The 17,112-nt window shown below is 73.2% G+C and carries 15 protein-coding genes; 5 read left to right on the top strand and 10 right to left on the bottom strand.

Annotated features, from left to right (window positions below; all coding sequences use genetic code 11):
• Positions 1-2: 2 nt before the first annotated feature.
• Positions 3-905 (bottom strand): SDR family oxidoreductase, encoded by a 903-nt coding sequence (locus OIE69_RS22975; protein WP_326575121.1) that lies wholly within the window; start codon positions 903-905, stop codon positions 3-5.
• A 95-nt stretch (positions 906-1,000) separates the two neighbouring features.
• Here OIE69_RS22975 and OIE69_RS22970 point away from each other — a divergent pair, with 95 nt between their 5' ends.
• Entirely contained in the window at positions 1,001-1,927 is a 927-nt protein-coding gene (locus tag OIE69_RS22970) for a cyclase family protein (RefSeq protein WP_326575119.1), read from the top strand.
• Between the two features lie 24 nt (positions 1,928-1,951).
• Here OIE69_RS22970 and OIE69_RS22965 read toward each other — a convergent pair whose 3' ends face one another.
• The 4 genes from OIE69_RS22965 to OIE69_RS22950 form a co-directional block, all read right to left on the bottom strand.
• On the bottom strand, positions 1,952-2,425 hold the full coding sequence (locus OIE69_RS22965) for an ATP-binding protein (RefSeq protein ID WP_089222450.1): 474 nt from the start codon (positions 2,423-2,425) through the stop codon (positions 1,952-1,954).
• Positions 2,426-2,800: 375 nt separating this feature from the next.
• Entirely contained in the window at positions 2,801-3,739 is a 939-nt protein-coding gene (locus tag OIE69_RS22960) for an acyl-CoA dehydrogenase family protein (RefSeq protein WP_326575116.1), read from the bottom strand.
• Between the two features lie 6 nt (positions 3,740-3,745).
• A complete protein-coding gene (locus tag OIE69_RS22955; RefSeq protein ID WP_326575114.1) occupies positions 3,746-4,867 on the bottom strand; it encodes an acyl-CoA dehydrogenase family protein in 1,122 nt (373 codons plus the stop codon).
• A complete protein-coding gene (locus OIE69_RS22950) occupies positions 4,858-6,054 on the bottom strand; it encodes an amidohydrolase family protein (RefSeq protein ID WP_326575112.1) in 1,197 nt (398 codons plus the stop codon). The genes OIE69_RS22955 and OIE69_RS22950 overlap by 10 nt, the downstream gene beginning before the upstream one ends.
• A gap of 168 nt (positions 6,055-6,222) precedes the next feature.
• Here OIE69_RS22950 and OIE69_RS22945 point away from each other — a divergent pair, with 168 nt between their 5' ends.
• Together OIE69_RS22945 and OIE69_RS22940 are read left to right on the top strand one after the other, a co-directional pair.
• Complete coding sequence (locus tag OIE69_RS22945; RefSeq protein ID WP_326575110.1) at positions 6,223-7,722, top strand: class I adenylate-forming enzyme family protein; 1,500 nt, start codon at positions 6,223-6,225, stop codon at positions 7,720-7,722.
• A gap of 62 nt (positions 7,723-7,784) precedes the next feature.
• Entirely contained in the window at positions 7,785-8,888 is a 1,104-nt protein-coding gene (locus OIE69_RS22940) for a tetratricopeptide repeat protein (RefSeq protein ID WP_326575108.1), read from the top strand.
• A gap of 28 nt (positions 8,889-8,916) precedes the next feature.
• Here the strand turns inward: OIE69_RS22940 and OIE69_RS22935 are convergent, their stop codons facing one another.
• The 3 genes from OIE69_RS22935 to OIE69_RS22925 form a co-directional block, all read right to left on the bottom strand.
• Entirely contained in the window at positions 8,917-10,389 is a 1,473-nt protein-coding gene (locus OIE69_RS22935; RefSeq protein ID WP_326575106.1) for a cellulose binding domain-containing protein, read from the bottom strand.
• Between the two features lie 91 nt (positions 10,390-10,480).
• On the bottom strand, positions 10,481-11,941 hold the full coding sequence (locus OIE69_RS22930) for a glycosyltransferase family 2 protein (RefSeq protein WP_326575104.1): 1,461 nt from the start codon (positions 11,939-11,941) through the stop codon (positions 10,481-10,483).
• Positions 11,942-12,181: 240 nt separating this feature from the next.
• On the bottom strand, positions 12,182-12,559 hold the full coding sequence (locus tag OIE69_RS22925; protein WP_089222457.1) for an STAS domain-containing protein: 378 nt from the start codon (positions 12,557-12,559) through the stop codon (positions 12,182-12,184).
• A 219-nt stretch (positions 12,560-12,778) separates the two neighbouring features.
• Here OIE69_RS22925 and OIE69_RS22920 point away from each other — a divergent pair, with 219 nt between their 5' ends.
• Positions 12,779-13,327: a sigma-70 family RNA polymerase sigma factor gene (locus OIE69_RS22920; protein ID WP_326575101.1), complete on the top strand. Its 549-nt coding sequence runs from the start codon at positions 12,779-12,781 to the stop codon at positions 13,325-13,327.
• Complete coding sequence (locus tag OIE69_RS22915; protein ID WP_326575099.1) at positions 13,324-14,634, top strand: maleylpyruvate isomerase N-terminal domain-containing protein; 1,311 nt, start codon at positions 13,324-13,326, stop codon at positions 14,632-14,634. Before OIE69_RS22920 ends, OIE69_RS22915 begins: the two co-directional genes overlap by 4 nt.
• Positions 14,635-14,663: 29 nt before the next feature.
• On the opposite strand, the gene OIE69_RS22910 is transcribed toward OIE69_RS22915, so the two are convergent.
• Positions 14,664-16,232, bottom strand: a complete 1,569-nt coding sequence (locus OIE69_RS22910) for a transporter (RefSeq protein ID WP_326575097.1) — start codon at positions 16,230-16,232, stop codon at positions 14,664-14,666.
• Positions 16,229-17,107, bottom strand: coding sequence for an ABC transporter ATP-binding protein (locus tag OIE69_RS22905; RefSeq protein WP_326575095.1), 879 nt, complete (start codon positions 17,105-17,107; stop codon positions 16,229-16,231). The genes OIE69_RS22910 and OIE69_RS22905 overlap by 4 nt, the downstream gene beginning before the upstream one ends.
• Positions 17,108-17,112: the final 5 nt, after the last annotated feature.

Here is a 17,112-nt window from a genome sequence, read left to right as displayed (position 1 = left end):
CGTCACTGCCCTCGGGAGGCGGCCGCGGCGGCGCGCATGGCCTCGAGCTGGGCGAGCATCGGCATCGGGTCGGTGCCGACCGAGCCGGGCAGCGCGGCGGCGATGCGCTGCGGTGTCCAGCCCCCGCCGTCCGCGAAGGCGGCGCGCAGTTCGCGGGGCTGGGCCCAGACCGCGATCTTGGGCCCGGCGACGGTGTAGACCTGCCCCGTGATGTCGCGGGCGTGGTCGCTGAGCAGGAAGACGACCATGGCGGCGACGTCCTCGGGTTCGCCGATCTCGGCGAGCTCCATGGGCACGTTGGCGGACATGCGGGTGCGCGCCACGGGGGCGACGCAGTTGGCGGTCACGCCGTAGCGGTGCAGTCCGAGCGCGGCGCTGCGCACCAGCGAGATGATCCCGCCCTTGGCCGCGGAGTAGTTGGCCTGGGAGACGCTGCCCTGGTGGTTGCCGCTGGTGAAACCGACGAGGGTGCCCGAGCCCTGCCGGCGCATCACGGCGGAGGCGGCGCGGAAGACGGTGAAGGTGCCCTTCAGGTGGGTGGCGAGGACCGGGTCCCACTCGTCCTCGCTCATGTTGAAGAGCATGCGTTCGCGCAGGATCCCGGCGACGCAGACGACTCCGTCGACGCGGCCGTAGGTCTCCACCGCGGTGGAGACGATCCGTTCGCCGCCCGCCATGGCGGAGACGTCGTCGGTCACCGCGGTGGCCTCGCCGCCGGCCGCCTCGATCTCCTTCACGACGGCGGCCGCCACCTCGCCGGTCGGCGCACGGCCGTCGACCGCGACGCCGTAGTCGTTGACGACGACCTTGGCGCCCTCGGCCGCGCACGCGAGCGCGACGGCCCGCCCGATGCCGCGCCCGGCCCCGGTGACCGCGACGACCTTTCCGCTCAGGAAGTTGCCCACGTCCGGTCCCGCCCCTTCTCAGAGTTTCTGACGGACCGTTAGATTTTAGGAGCACGGGCACACCCCAGCACAAGCCCTGAGACCGGGAGGCAGCGATGGCGTTCCCCGCCGAGTTCCACGACATCGCCAAGCGCGTCAACAACTGGGGCCGCTGGGGGGAGGCCGACGAGACCGGCACCCTCAACCTGATCACCGACGAGGTCGTCCGCGCGGCGGCCCGCACCGTGCACAGCGGACGCCGCGTGCCGCTCGCGCTACCCCTCCAGCAGGACGGGGTCCAGACGGGCATGATCCCGGGCCGGGTCAACCCGCTGCGCACCATGGTGATGCTCAACCACGAGATGTTCGGCCCCGGCACGGTCGCCACCAGCGACGACATCGTCACCATGGGGCTGCAGGCGGCGACCCACTGGGACGCCCTGACCCACGTCTCGCACTCGGGACGGATCTACAACGGCCGCCCGGCCGGCACCGTCACCGCCCATGGCGGCGCCGCCTTCAGCGGCATCGAGAAGATCGCGACACTGCTCTCCCGCGGCGTCCTGCTCGACGTGGCCCGCGCCCGCGGCACCGACCGGCTTCCCGGCGACCACGCCGTCACCCCCGACGACCTCGACGCGGCCGAGGAACTGGCCCGCACCACCGTCCGCGCCGGGGACATCGTGCTGGTCCGCACCGGCCAGATGCGGGTGTGCCTGGCGGGCGACAAGCACGCCTACGCCTTCCCGTCGCCGGGACTGTCGGTGCGCACCCCCGAGTGGTTCCACGCCCGCGACGTCGCGGCGGTCGCCAACGACACGCTGACCTTCGAGATCTTCCCGCCGGAGATCGAGGACCTGTGGCTGGCCGTGCACGCCCTGGACCTGGTGGAGATGGGCATGCCCCAGGGCCAGAACTGGAACCTCGAGGCGCTGTCGGAGGCCTGCGCCGAGGAGGGGCGGTACGAGTTCCTGCTGGACGCCACCCCGCAGCCCTTCGTGGGCGGGGTCGGCAGCCCGGTCGCGCCGGTGGCGGTGCTCTGAGGACGGCCCCCGCGGTCTGTACGGTCAGAAGGCGGGACGGCGGATCAGCCCGCCCACGGACTGCGCGGGGACGATCGCCGGGCGCTCACAGCGGTCGATCTCGCACCAGATCTGCTTGCCCGCACCCTCGCGCTGCCAGCCCCAGCGGTCCGCGAGGCCGTCCACGAGTTCCAGTCCCCGGCCGCCGGTCTCGTCGCTGTCCGCGTGGCGCGGACGCGGCGGGGCGTCACTGGTGTCGGCCACCTCGACGCGCACGGTCTCCTGCTCGCCGCTCTGCGCGGCTCCGGAGGAACGGAAGAGCATCCGCAGCACGGCGGGGCAGCCGGTGTGCACGACGGCGTTCGTGACCAGTTCGGAGATGAGCAGGATCAGCGTCTCGGCGACCGGCTCGTCGGCCCCTATCCCGGACCCCGCCAGACGCGAGCGGGCCCACCTGCGGGCCCGGCCCACTTCCGCGGGGTCGGGACCGACCTCAAGCTGAACCTGGAGCACCTGCACCGCTCACACCATCCGAACCGGCGGACACATCGCCTCGCGCCTCGGCAGGGTCACCGTACGTGACCTCTTCGCGACCCAGCATGATTGACCCACAGTCACCGCAACAAGCGCTTCGGGCATATTCCAGCGCAAGGGGGGACGAGTACTGCATACTGTGCGGGGCTCATTACGGGGCGAATTCGAACAGCCCGGCACAGGCAGCCCACCGGGCACCGAGGCCCCGCCACTGCCACATCCGTCGCGTTTCGCCACCACACGCACCCGATGGAGCGTACCCGAGCGGGGCTCCGACTCCACGGCGTGACGAGTCACACCTCGGACACAACCCGATATCGACACTCGGGGTCCCCTTATCCGTGACGAAGAAGTCATAACTCACCAAATGCCGCAAAGAGTCTCATCGATAAGGCTCTCCGCGAGCCTCTCCTCACACTCCGCCACGGAACGGCCCCGGCTCCGCAGGATCCACGACCGCTTGATGTGGAGATGCACCTCCGCCTCCCAGGTGAAACCCATCCCGCCGAACACCTGCAGGCAGTCACGGGCGTTGCGGACGGCCGCCTCGTCCGCCAGCAGCCGCGCGGCCGCCGTCTCGCCCGCGTCGCCGGAGACCGCCGCCGCGCGCACCGCCGTACGCGCCATCTCCGCACGGACCAGCATGTCCGCACACAGGTGCTTGACCGCCTGGAAGGAGCCGATGGGCCGGCCGAACTGCTCCCGGGTCGTGGCGTGGCGGACGGCGAGTTCCAGCGTGCGCGCCGCGCTGCCGGTCTGCTGGGCGCAGGTCAGCAGTTCGCCGGCCGTGACCCCGCCCGCCGTGACCCCGCCCGCCGTGAGCCCGTCGGCCGGTTCGCCGCCCACGACGCGGTGCAGCGGGGTGAGCGGGTCCACAGAGCGCACCGGCTCGGCCTTGTCGTAGGAGCCCAGCACACGGTCGGAGGCCTCCAGCCACTCGGTCAGCTCGCCGTCGACCGCGGTGACCACCGTGCTGCCCTCGGCCGCCCCCGGCACCCGCCCGGCCGCCAGGTGCGTCGTCACCAGCGGCCCCGGCAGCAGCGCCCGCCCCGCCTCCTCGAAGACCAGCACGGCCTCCGGGAGCCCGAGTCCGAGCCCGCCCCGCTCCTCGGGCAGCCGCAGCGCGAAGAACCCCGCCTCCCCCAGCGCCCGCCACATCGCGCGGTCGAGGGTCACCGGGGTCCCGGCGGCCGCCCCGGCCGCGTCCTCCCGCAGGCGCTCCGCCGGGTAGAGCCGCGCCATGAGCCCACGGGTCCCGTCGGCGAGCGCCCGCTGGTCCTCGGTGAGGCGGAAGTCCACGGCCCCTCACGCCCCCTTCGGCAGGCCGAGGATCCGCTCGGCGACGATGTTCCGCTGGATCTGCGACGTGCCCGCCGCGATGGTGTACGAGAGCGATGAGAGCCGGTCCGCCGTCCACGGGCGGTCGGCGTCCAGCGCCCCGGAGGGGCCGAGGACCTCGGCGGCGGTGTCGTAGAGCTCCTGGCGCGCGTGCGAGTAGCGCAGTTTGAGGACCGAACCCCCGACGCCCGGGGCGCCGGCGCCGACGTTCCACTGGACCAGCCGCCACAGCACGCCGAACTCCGCCGCCAGGCGGCCCATCCTCCGCCGCAGCACGGGGTCGTCCCAGGCCCCCGTCCCCCGGGCCGTCCGGGCCAGTTCGCGCAGCGTCCGCCGGCAGGCGACGACCTCCCCGGCGAAGGCGGTGCCGCGCTCGAAGGAGAGCGTCACCATCGTGACCCGCCAGCCGTCGTTCTCCGCGCCGACCCGGTTGGCGACCGGCACGCGCACCTCGTCCAGGAACACCTCGGCGAACTCCGTCGTCCCGGCGAGGGTCCGCAGCGGCCGCACCGTCACGCCGGGCAGGTCCATCGGCATCGCGAGCCAGCTGATCCCGCGGTGCCGCGGCGCGCCGGGGTCGGTGCGCACGAGCAGCTCGCACCAGTCGGCGACCTCGGCGTGCGAGGTCCAGATCTTCGACCCGGTGACCACATAGGAGTCGCCGTCGCGCACCGCCCGCGTCCGCAGGGACGCCAGGTCCGAACCCGCTCCCGGCTCGCTGAACCCCTGGCACCAGACCTCGTCACCGCGCAGCACCGGGGGAAGCCAGCGTTCACGCTGGCCGGCCGTCCCCTCGGCGGCGATGGTGGGACCGGCGTGGAGCAGGCCGACGAAGTTCGCGCCGACGTAGGGCGCCCCGGCCAGCTCGGTCTCCTCCAGGAAGATCAGCCGCCGGGTCGGGTCGGCGTTCCAGTGCACGTCGGCGTAGCCCGCCTCGTGCAGGCACCGCTGCCAGCCGGTGTCGTACGCTCGCCGGGCGGGCCAGTCGGCGGGGTCCGGCGCGGGCGGCAGCGCGGGCAGCGTCCGGGCGAGCCAGGCCCGCAGTTCCTCCCGGTACGCCAGTTCCGCCTCGGTGTACGTCAGGTCCACCGGTCCGGCTCCAGCCCCAGCATGCGGATGGCGTTGCCGCGCATGAGCTTGTACACGGTCTCGTCGTCGAGGCCCTTCACATGGTCGAGGGCGACCTCCTTGGTGTGCGGGAAGGTCGAGTCGACGTGCGGGTAGTCGGTCTCGAAGGTCGCGTTGTCGCGGCCGACGACGTCGATCGAGGCGACGCCGTGCTTGTCGCGGAAGAAGCAGCAGAAGATCTGCCGGTAGTAGTAGGTGGACGGCGGCTCGGGGACCACGTCGCGCACGCCGCCCCACGCCCGGTGCTCCTCCCAGACGTCGTCGGCCCGCTCCAGGGCGTAGGGGATCCAGCCCATCTGCCCTTCGCTGTAGGCGAGCTTGAGCCGGGGGTGGCGCACCAGCACCCCGCTGAAGAGGAAGTCCATCATCGAGGCCATCGCGTTGTTGAAGGAGAGCGAGGCCTGGACGGCGGGCGGCGCGTCCGGGGATGCGGCCGGCATCTGCGAGGACGAGCCGATGTGCATGTTGACCACCGTCCCGGTCTCCTCGCAGACGGCGAAGAAGGGGTCCCAGTACCCGGAGTGGATGCTGGGCAGTCCCAGGTGGGTCGGGATCTCGCTGAAGGTGACGGCGCGCACCCCGCGGTCCGCGTTGCGGTGGATCTCGGCGACGGCCAGGCCGACGTCCCACAGCGGGATCAGGCACAGCGGGATCAGCCGGCCGCCGCTGTCCCCGCACCACTCCTCGACCATCCAGTCGTTGTAGGCGCGGACGCAGGCGAGGGCGACCTCCTTGTCCTTGGCCTCGGCGAAGGTCTGCCCGCAGAAGCGCGGGAAGGTGGGGAAGCAGAGGGAGCCCTCGACGTGGTTGAGGTCCATGTCGGCGAGCCGGGCCTTGGGGTCCCAGCAGCCGCGCCGCATCTCCTCGCGGGTGATGCCCTCCAGGGTCATCTCGTCCCGGTCGAAGCCGACGGCGGCGATGTTCCGCTTGTACGGGAACTTCAGGTCCTCGTAGATCCACCAGTCGGTCGGCGGCCCGTCCGGGTCCATCGTGATCTGGTACTTGCCGCCGACGTAGGCGAGCTCCCCGATCCCGGCGGTCAGCGGCTGGGGACCGCGGTCCCGGTACTTCGCCGGCAGCCAGGTCTCGAAGAGATGTGCGGGTTCGATCACGTGGTCGTCGACGCTGATGATCCGGGGCAGTTCCATCGCTCTCCGCCCTTCCTTGAATCTGATGGGCCGTCAGATTTACAGTACGCCCGCCACCCCGGACCGTCCATCGAAGACGCGCGCACCCTGGACCGCGCCCGGCCGGGCGCCTACGCTCCGGGCGGGCGATCTGATGCTGCGTCAGTTCGTCGACCGGGAGGAGAAGAGATGCGAAGCCTGGGCGACTCGCCGACCCTCTGGGCACTCGTCGCGGGGCGGGCCGCCCTGACCCCCGACGCCCCGGCGCTGCTCGACACCGACGACCGCCGGCTGACCTTCGGGCAACTGCGCGACCGCGCCGAACGGGTCGCCGCCGGGCTGCACGCCCGCGGCGTCCGGCCCGGCACCGCGGTGGCCTGGCAGCTGCCGACCCGGATCGAGACGGTGGTCCTGTCGGCGGCCCTCGCCCGGCTGGGCGCCGTGCAGACCCCGATCATGCCCTTCTACCGCGACCACGAGGTCGGCCACATCCTGCGCCAGACCAGCCCCGCCCTCTTCGCCGTCCCCGGCACATGGCGCGGCTTCGACCACACCGCGATGGCACGCCGCCTCGGCGCCCCGGACGTCCTGGAGGCCTACGACTCCCTCCCGGAGGGCGAGCCGGACACCCTCCCCGCCCCGCCGTCCGACGGTACTCGGGTCCGCTGGATCTACTGGACCTCGGGCACCACCTCCGAGCCCAAGGGCGTGCTGCACAGCGACCGCAGTCTCATCGCCGGCGGATCCTGCCTCGCCCTCGCCCTGGAGCTGGGCCCGGACGACGTCGGCTCCGTCGCCTTCCCGTACGCGCACATCGGGGGCCCCGACTACCTGGTCATGCTGCTCCTGTGCGGATTCCCGGCCCTGCTCCTGGAGCACTTCTCACTCCCGGATTCCCTGGCGGCCTACCGCAGGCACGGGGTCACCATGGCGGGTGGCAGCACCGCCTTCTACTCCCTCTTCCTCACCGAGCAGCGCAAGCAGCCCACGGGCGGCAGGATCATCCCCACCCTGCGGCTGCTGTCCGGCGGCGGCGCCCCCAAGCCGCCCGAGCTCTACCACGAGGTGGTCCGCGACCTCGGCTGCGCCCTCGCGCACGGCTACGGCATGACCGAGGCCCCCATGATCACCATGGGCTCGCCGCGCGACCCCGTCGACCGGCTCGCCACCACCGAGGGCCGGCCGCCCGCCTCCATGGAGATACGCATCGCCGAGGACGGCGAGGTGCTGCTGCGCGGCGAGGCCGTGTGCCAGGGCTACACCGACCCGGAACTGACCGAGCGGGCCTTCGACGCGGAGGGCTTCCTGCGCACCGGGGACGTCGGCAGGCTGACCACGGACGGCTACCTGGTCCTCACCGGGCGCCTCAAGGACATCATCATCCGTAAGGGTGAGAACGTCTCGGCCAAGGAGATCGAGGAACTCCTCTACGCCCATCCCGGCATAGCCGACGCCGCCGTGATCGGCCTGCCCGACCCCGAACGCGGCGAACGCGTCTGCGCCGTCGTCGAGCAGCCGCAGGGCGCGGGGCCGCTCACCCTCGCCGAGGTCACGACCTTCCTCCGCGAGGCGGGCCTGGCCGTCCACAAACTGCCCGAACAGCTCGAGGTGGTGGACGCGCTCCCCCGGAACGAGACCCTGCGCAAGGTCCTCAAGTACCAGCTCAGGGAGCGCTTTACGAAAGCGTGAGGCACGTCCGGCGCAAAGCCGCGTAACCTCCTCCGCAAGAGTTCCAGAGGGGAAGGGTCACGGTGGGCACACAGGACGGCCAGGACCGGGCGCGGGACGGCCTGGAGGATGGTCCCGGCACAGGTCCGGAAAGCGGCCCGCAGGACGGCCCGCAGGATCCTCTCGATCTGCTCCGGCTGGGCGACGCGGCGCTGGACGCGGGCGAACTCAACCAGGCGCGCGTCCACTTCGAGACCGCCGAGCGGCTGCTGGCCGCCGACCCCTCGGCCCCCGACGCCCGGCGCGCCGCGGCGCTGCGCGGCCGGGCCGTATCCCACCTGCTGGCGGGCGAGGTGCGCTACGCCTCCCACCTGCTGGAGGAGGGCATCACCCGGCTCGAACGGCGGACCACGCCGGACGGCGCACCGCCCGACCCCGACGCCCTGCTGATGCTCTACATCGCCTCCATCGGGCCGTACACCGACCTGGGCGCCTACGCCCGGGCCGCGCACGCCGCGGAGCAGGCGCTCAACCTCGCACCCGGGGCGGGTGATCCGGCCCTCGTGGCCCAGATGCACCGCAGCATCGCCCGCACCCTGATCGTCGCGGGACGCACCGGAGAGGCCGAGGCCTCGCTGGCGAAGGCGCAGGAGCTCTTCCAGCGGCTGGAGTTGCACACGGACCTGGCCCACTGCCACTGGATGCGCGGCTACGTGCACTCCCAGGACGGCGACCTGGAGCAGGCCGAGCGCGAGCTGCGCACCGCCCGCGACATGCTGTCCGCCGGCCGGTCCGTGCTGTTCACGGTGCAGGTCGAGGTGGAACTGGCGGACGTGCTGCGGCGACGCGGCAAGCCCGCCGAGGCCGAGGAGCTGCTGACCCGGCTGCTGGACGAGCTGGGCCCGTGGCGCGGCGCCGTCCACGCCGGCGGCGCGCACCGGCTGCTCGGGCTGCTGGCGGAGGAGCGCGGCGACCCGGAGGCCGCGGAGGAGCACTACGTCTCCGCCCTGGCGCTGCTGGAACGCGCGGGAGCCGCCGGGGACCTGGCCGACATCTGCCGGCTGCTGGGCGACCTGCTGCGCCGTTCCGGCCGGGTGGAGGCCGCGCTGGACGCCTACCGGACCGGCCTGGGCCACCGTGCGGCGATCGGCACCACCACGCTGGGCCCGGCCCCGGCCGACTCCTGACGCGGGCCGGCCTCGCCGCCGTTCCGGCTCAGGGCTCGCGAACCGTGTTCACGTAGCCCGTGCCGTCCGCGGCGAGGCCGTCGACCGCCTTCTCCACCTCCGTCAGGGACTGGGCCTTCCTGGCGTTGTGGTAGAACCAGTCGACCTTCATGTCCCAGGTGCGCTTCCCCGCGAACGGCAGGTCCACGAACCACGCGTTGAAGTTCACGGACATGTTCTGGGTCGGGTAGTACTTGCCCCCGGTCCGGAACAGCTCGTGCCCGTCGAGGCTGTAGGTCACCACGCCGTGCGCAGCGGTGGTGACGAGTGTGTGCCACCCCTTGAGGCTGGACGTCGTGGCCCGGGTCACCCGGTCCCCCTCCCTGGCGCTGCGCCAGGTCGTCGTGTCGAGCCTCGGGCCGGGGGCACCCCAGCCCCCGTTCGGCTGGTACTCGTTGTCGAGTTCGCTGTACTCGGCGTGGTGGTGCGGCGAGATCATGTAGAAGGTCTCGTTGACGTGGTCGCCGTTGCGGCCGCTCGCCGGTTCGTCCGTGAAGTGGATCCGGGCGGCGAAGGTCCCGGTCAGGAACTTCGCGCCGGTGGTGTGCACCTCGGCCTGGGTGGTGCCGCGCCGCGTCCCGTCGGTGGCGGCGCGCAGCCGCAGGACCTGGCCGCCCAGGGCGTCCTCCTCCGCCGGGAAATCCACGCCTCCCGCCGACCAGGTGTCGTGGATACCGGGGCCGCCCGCGCTGGTGCGGACCAGCCAGCCGTGGGCCCGCAGCGCCGGGTCCCGGGGTCCGCTGTACCGGAAGTCGTCGAAGACGATCCCGGGGGGCGCGGCGGGCCGTGCCGCCCCAGCGGCGGAACCAGGAGGCGATGTGCCGGCGTCACCGCCGGGCTCCTCGCCCCAGACGTGCCTGCCGTCCAGATAGCCGGTCACCATCTTCGCCGCCCGGAAGGTGTCGTGGGCGGCGCTGAACGACCGGTCGTCGCGTTGGTCCACCTTCCCGCCGGGGCGGTACAGCTGGCCCCCGATGGCCCCGCTCTTCGCGCCGGGCGCCAGGGTGCCCGCGGCCCTGGTGAAGGTGACCTCGAGGTAGTGGTCGGCGGTCGGCGTCGGCCGGTCCATGGCGACGGTCCGCCCGTCCACGTCCGAGCAGCCGATCGAGGCCTGTACGCAGTTGAACGCGTACGGGGAGCCGCCGTCCTGCGTGAAGTAGTACCGGACCGCCACGTCGGCCAGGCGCACCCGGTGGTCGGAGGTGTTGACGACCTCCAGCCACGGCCGGGCCGTGGCGGCGGACGCCGGCGTGCCCGCCTTGTAGCGGACGGTGAGCTCCGGGGGCGGCCGGTGCGCCTCGCGCCACTCGGGGTACAGCGCCGTGGCGCCCGCGCCGACGGCGGCCGCCAGCAGCAGGTACCCGGCCGCCCTCCGGACGGGACGGCGCCGTGTGCCGCGCCCGGAGGGGACGGGGCGGCCGGGCCGGGCGGAAGGACGGACGGAGGGGCGGGCAGAACCCACGAAAGCTCCTAGCACGATGGAGGGGCGATGCCGAGGGCATGCGATGCGGTCTCCGGAACGCGGTCGGACCGCAGCGGAACGGTCGCGCCGCCTACGGGGCGGTGTCGGGCACGGGGCCGACGGCGCCGAGGGCCGGTGGGGTGGTTCCGGCGTGCGCGGACGCGTCCCACGGGTTCCACTGGTCCCGCTGCTCCCGCTGCTCCCGCTGCTCCCGCGGTTCCCCAGCCGTGGTCTCCCGGCGCTGGCGCGGGAGGTGGGGCTGCTGCGCGGGCTGGAAGGCGATGTCGTCGTGGGCGCCGCCGACCTCGATCCGGGCGCGGGTACCCCAGTTGGTGCGCCGCAGCGTCGCCAGGGACCACAGCCGCAGCGGCAGCAGCAGGCCGATGTTGAGCAGGGCGTACAGCGGGGCGGCGAGGAAGGTCAGCACCCGGTCGGCGATCCTCACCTGTGCGGCGCCGCGCAGGTAGTGGACGGAGCGCACCCAGGCCATGACGCACATGTAGGCGAGGTAGCCGGCCAGCAGCGTCCAGCCCCGCGGGTGCATCAGGACCGCGACGAGCGCCGCGAGCAGCCCCGCGGTGAAGGCGACCCAGGTGACCAGTTCGACGAGGTTCAGCCACCAGTACATGCGGTGCAGCCGGAACTTGGCGAGCAGCAGGAAGCCCTCGCGGATGAACGACTTGCCCCAGCGGACCTGCTGGCGCACGTAGTGGCCGAGGCGCTCGGGGACGTCGGTGTAGCCGACGGCAGACGGCTGGATCAGGGAGAGCCCCTCGGTGAGGCAGTAGTACGTCAGGCGCCGGTCGTCCCCGAAGGTCGCGGGACGGCCGAGGAACCGCTGGTCGAGGAAGTCGTCGAGGTGCTTGCGGACGACCCAGCCGCGGTACATGGCCAGCGACCCGCAGGCGCAGAGCACCGAGCCGAGGCGGGAGTAGGCGACCCGCTCGCCGAGGAAGGCGTTGACGTAGCGCATGTCGATCAGGCGCGTCAGGAGGTTGGTGCCGCGGTTGTGGGCGAGCACCAGCCCGGTGACGCACTGGACCCGGCGTTTGGCGAAGGGCCGGGCGAGCTCCGCGACGGCGTGCCGGTCGAGCAGCGTGTCGGAGTCGATGCACAGGTAGACGTCCGCGAGCGGCTCCTGCCCGAAGCCCGCGGCGAGGCCGTGGCGCTTGCCGCGGTTGTCGGGGAACCGGACGAAGTCGAGGCGGACCCCGGCCCGCCGGAACCGCGGGCGCATCTCCTCGACCAGGGCACGCGCCGAGTGGTCCTCGGAGCAGTCGTCGACCACGGTCAGGGAATGCGGCGGCAGGGTCTGCGCGAGGACCGACTCCAGGCAGCCGCGCAGCATCGCCGGGGCCTCGTTGTAGACCGTGATCACGCCGTGGATGCGGAGCCGGGTCACGGGCTTGTCGAACGCGAGCTCCGGACGGCGGCGCCGGCGGATGGAGAGCAGCAGCTTGACGGCGAGGAGGGAACCGACGGCCACTCCGTACCAGTGCACATGGCGAAGGGACCACGAGAAGTGGTCCCACGCACCCGCGAGATCGAGCATGGGCAGTGGAGACCTCCGAACGAACGCCCCCACCCGCCGGACAGAACCTTGAACACATGTTCTGCGCACGAAGGTAACCCGGGCAGAGGGACGGCGAAAGGTGCGCCATCCGAAGATTTCGCCGGGAAACCCGCAATCCGGCCTCCAGGGGCGCCTCCTGGGCGAAGCGGACACCGGATGTGAGAGTGCTCACACGCGGTCCCGCGGGCCCGCTCGCCCCGAGCGGCGCGGGAGGAACCGCTAGGCCGACATCGGCCGGGCCGCGTCGTCGGTGGCGGCCTCCAGATCGGGGAAGACCTCGAAGAGCCGGCGTACGCCGAGCGCGGCCAGCACCCGGTTGACGTGTGCGACACCGTCGGAGGGACTGTTCCGCGGGAGGATCAGCCGCAGTTGCCCGGCACAGGACCGCATCAGCCGCCGGGCGGCGATCAGCACGCCCACACCGCTGGAGTCGCAGAAGTGGACCCCGGCCAGGTCCAGCACCACGCTGTGCCGCCCGTCGGCCACCGCGTCGTGTACGTGCTGGCGCACCACCGGCGCGGTCACGAGATCCATTTCTCCCGAAACGGTCAGGACCACCCAACCGTCCCGCTCGTCCTGCACCACCTGCAATGCCACTGTCTGGCCCTTCTCCCGGCAGCGGTCGTACAGACCCTATGCCCCGCTCGGGCCGCTTCCCCGCAATCTTCCGGTCACACCCGGGTAACGCATTACCAGAATCGATCAGTTATGGCAGAAGCTTGCCTCAAGGCGCCGTACGTGGCAGCAATCGGCGGATACATTCGATCCGAGGCAGTGCGACCGTAGTAGGGCGACGGCGACAAAGGGGGAGACGCGATGGCGGCATCCGCACCACCCCGCTGGGACCGCAAGATGCAGCAGCGGCTCGCGCGCGGCGAGGAGGCCGCGCTCGGAGAGCTGTACGACCGCTACGCCTCCCTCGTGCACAGCCTCGCCCACCGCGTCATGGACGACGAGGAGGCCGCCGCCCAGATCACCCGTGAGGTCTTCGGCTACATCTGGGAGAACCCGGACGCCTACGACCCCAAGCAGGGTTCACTGCGCTCCTGGATCGCCGGCCTCACCCAGCGCCAGTCCGTCCACCGGCTGCGCCAGTCGGAGACCCGCGGCGCCGGCAGCCCCGAGCAGGTCGAGGCCCGGGTCCGCGAGGCCTCGACGGCCGCCCGCGCCGACTACATCGTGACCTCCATGCCCGAACCCCTGCGCCAGGCCCTCGACCTCGCCTACCGCCGCCGCATGGACTACCGCGAGGCCGCCGCCGACCTCGGGGTCACCGAGGACGAGGCGCGCCGCCGCCTCCGGCTCGGGCTCCAACTGCTGTCCACCGCCGTGCAGGACTCCTCGCCCCAGGGAAGGTCCCTGTGAACGGACCGGCCGAGAACGGCGAGACTCCCCCGCCCGGGACCAACCTGCCCCGGGTGCCGATGCCCCGCGGCGCCGCCGAGGACCGCCCGCTGCCGGAGGTCGGGCCCGTGTCCCCGTCCTCGCCGGACGCGCCCGCGCACGGCGCGGCGCGGGCGGCGGAGGCGGCGCGCGAGCCGGAGCGCGAACCCGCGAAGGAACCCGTGCAGCCCGAACCCCCGCGGTACGACCACCGCGTGCTGCGCTCGCTGCTGGGCGCGTGGGCGCTGTCGGCCTGCTCCCGTGACGAGGCCGGCGCCGTCGAGGTCCACCTCACCGACTGCGCGCCGTGCGCCGAGGAGGCGGTGCGGCTGCGCCGCGCGGTGGGCCTGCTGCACCAGGACGAGTCCCTCGACCTCGACCCGCTGCTGCGCGCCCGTGTCCTGGAGGGATGTCTGGGGCGCCGCCCGGCGCGCATCCCCGTCCCCGAGTGGGCCGCTCCGTACGACGCCGAGACCGCGCGCCTCGACGCGCTCCTCGCCGACCTCGGCGAGCCCGAGTGGGACATGCCCGTCAAGCTCGTCTGGGCCGGCGGGACGCGCGAGCTGACGCTCTGCGGCGTGCTCGCCCATCTCGGCTCGGTGGACGGAGTCGTGGCCACCGCCCTCGGCCTGGACGACCCGCTCGGCCCGGGCGCGCCCCGTACCCGCCTGGAGCGCACCGAACTCGCCGGGGAGCGCTGCCGCCGCCACACGCACGCCTTCGTCCGCAACAAGTGGCGCACCCAGAGCCGGGACATCGTGCGGACGCTGTCCTTCGCCGGATCCGCGACCGGCGGGCTGCCGGTGGACTTCGCCGACGCCGTCGTGCCGATGCGCGACGCCCTGATCGACCGCGCCTTCGAGTGCTGGATCCACGCCGAGGACATCGCACAGGCTCTGGACTACCCCGAGTACGGGCCGCCGGCGGCGCCGCACCTCAACCGCATGATCGACCTCGCCGCCCGGATGCTGCCCACCGCCCTGGCCGCGCTCCGCCGGGCGGGGCTGGCCGAGTCCACCGCGAAACTCGTACGGGCCGGGGCCCCCGGCCGCACCCTCGACCTCCACGTCGAGGGTTCGGGCGGCGGCCACTGGTACATCTCCCTGGACTCGCCCGGCGCGATCGGCACCCCCGAGGCGGTGGTCGCCGAGATCGCCGTCGACCGGCTCGACTTCTGCCAGCTGGCCGCGGGCCACATCTCCCCCGGCCGCATCGCCGCCGGGCGCGACGGGGACAGCGCGGCGATCCGGGACGTCCTGCACGCCACGGCATCGTTGTCACGCCTCTAGGCCGCCCCGAGCCGCGCGGAACGGGCGGCCTACCCCTTGCTCACCGCCGTCAGCACCTCCGGCAGACGGCCCAGCAGGCGGGGCGCCGCCGTGCGGACCCCCAGCACCGCGAACGCGGCCCCGTAGAGGCAGCCGAGCGGCAGGAGGAGCCACAGCGCGCCGTGCCGTCCCGAGACATGGAGCCAGATCAGCAGGCCGAGCACGGGAAGCGTGATCACCGCGCCCGTCAGCGCGCCCCCGACGAGACTGAGCCAGGCCAGGCTCGTCTGGCCCGGCGCGGCCGCGCTCCCGAAGCGGTTCTCCTGCGGCATGGAGTAGGGGAAGCGCACGCTCGCCCAGGCGCCGGTGGCGACCAGCGCCCCCAGCAGCGCGAAGGAGAGCCCGAGCGTCTCGGCCACCGCGTCCGCCCGCCCCAGCAGAAGGGCCGCGCCGATCGTGACGACGGCCACGTACGGGACGCCCACCACCGCGATCGCCAGGGCCCGCCCGCGCAGTTCCGCGTACGCGTCCGTGCGGGAGGAGATCGTGGCGGCGACCGTCCAGAAGGCGGAGCCGTCCATGCCGAACTGGTTGTACATCTGCAGCCCGAGCAGTCCCGCCGCCCAGCAGGCGGTGTAGACGCTGCCGTCCTGGACCGCCGAGACGAGCGGCAGCAGCAGCCCCACTGCCAGGGCGGTGGCCCAGGCGGCCTTGGTCCGCGGGTCCCGCCAGGCGTAGCGGAACTGGCGCTCCATGACGGTGCCGGTGCGCCCCTCGGGGAACAGCCGGAACCGGGTCTCCCGGACGCTCGACGGGCCCGCCTGCAGCGTGGAGGCGTCCGGGCGGGTCATGAGCCGGTCCAGACTGGTGTGCCACCACACGAGCACCAGTGCCAGCACGGCCCCGGTCCAGACGAGTTCGGCGACCGCGAGCCCGTACGAGCCCTCCCCCGCCGACCGCACCGCGTCCAGCGCCGAGGCCGGCGGCACCCAGCGCAGCGCGGTGGTGAAGGCGCTGATCCGCTCCAGACCGTGCCCGGAGGTGAGCGCGTTGGCGGCAAGACTGACCAACTGGGCGCCCACCGCGATCAGTACGCCGCTGAGGACCGCCAGGTCGCGCCCCTTGCGGCTGGTCAGCAGCCGGGTGTTGGCCGCGGCGACGGCCCGCGACAGGGCCACGCACAGCACCACGGCGAGCGGCACCGCGAGCACCGCGGCCACCGCCGACGCGGCGTCCGCCGCGACGGACACCGCCGCGCCGGCCACCACCAGGAACGTCAGCAGCGGCCCGACGCCGACCAGCGATGACACCAGGAGCGCCCGGACCAGCGGCCACGGCCGCAGCGGCAGCATGGCCAGCCGGGTCGGGTCGAGGGTGTCGTCGCCGCCGAAGACGAACAGCGGCATGACGGCCCAGCCGACCCCGAGCACCACACCGACGCCGACGGCCGCCGAGGGCGCGTACTCGTTCCCCCGCAGGACGACGAGCCCCACGCACATGCCCAGCGCGTACAGCAGGGACACCAGGGTGCCGACGATCCAGCCGACCCGGCGGCCGGTCGACTGGCGCAGCCCGTTGCGGAGGACCGACAGCTTGAGCCGTACGAAGGTCCCCGTCACGACCGGCTCGCCCCGGCCGGCCCGTCCCCGCCGTCCGCACCGTCCGTACCGCCCGCTCCGGCCGTGCCGGTACCGGCGCCCCGCGCCGCCGGCGCGTTCGCCCCGCCGAGCCAGTCCAGGTCCTGCCCCGGCCCGCGGTCGCGGGCGCCCACCAGGGTCAGGAAGGCGTCCTGCAGCGTCGGCGCCTGCCCGCGCACCTCGGCGAGCGGACCCTGGGCCACGATCGTGCCGGTGGCCATCACCGCCACCCAGTCGCACAGGCTCTCCACGAGCTCCATGACGTGCGAGGAGAAGACGACGGTCGCCCCGGACCCGGTGTAGCGCTCCAGCACCCCGCGGATCACCTGGGCGGAGACGGGGTCGACCCCCTCGAAGGGCTCGTCCAGGAAGAGCACTTCGGGATTGTGCAGCAGCGCCGCGGCGAGGCCGATCTTCTTGCGCATGCCCGTCGAGTAGTCCACGACGAGCTTGTTGGCGGCGCCGGCGAGGTCGAGGACGTCGAGCAACTGGGCGGCGCGGCGGTCGGTCTCCGCGCCCGGGATGCCGCGCAGCCGGCCGGTGTACGCCAGCAGCTCGCGGCCGGTGAGCCGTTCGAAGAGCCGCAGCCCCTCCGGCAGGACACCGATGCGGGACTTCACGGCGACCGGGTCGCGCCAGACGTCCGTGCCGCCGACCTCGATGAGGCCGTGGTCGGGCCGCAGCAGCCCGGTCACCATCGACAGCGTGGTGGTCTTGCCCGCCCCGTTGGGCCCCACGAGTCCCACGAAGTGTCCGGCGGGCAGCGTCAGATCGATCCCGGCGACGGCGACCTGCTGCCCGAAGCGTTTCCACAGCCCATGGACGCGCACGGCGGGCGCGACGGATGCGTTCGGCATCCGCC

This window comes from Actinacidiphila glaucinigra (assembly GCF_035918135.1).
GTDB lineage: Bacteria > Actinomycetota > Actinomycetes > Streptomycetales > Streptomycetaceae > Actinacidiphila > Actinacidiphila glaucinigra.
The sequence above is the reverse complement of the archived record's forward strand: the minus strand, read 5'-3'. Positions and strand labels throughout refer to the sequence as shown.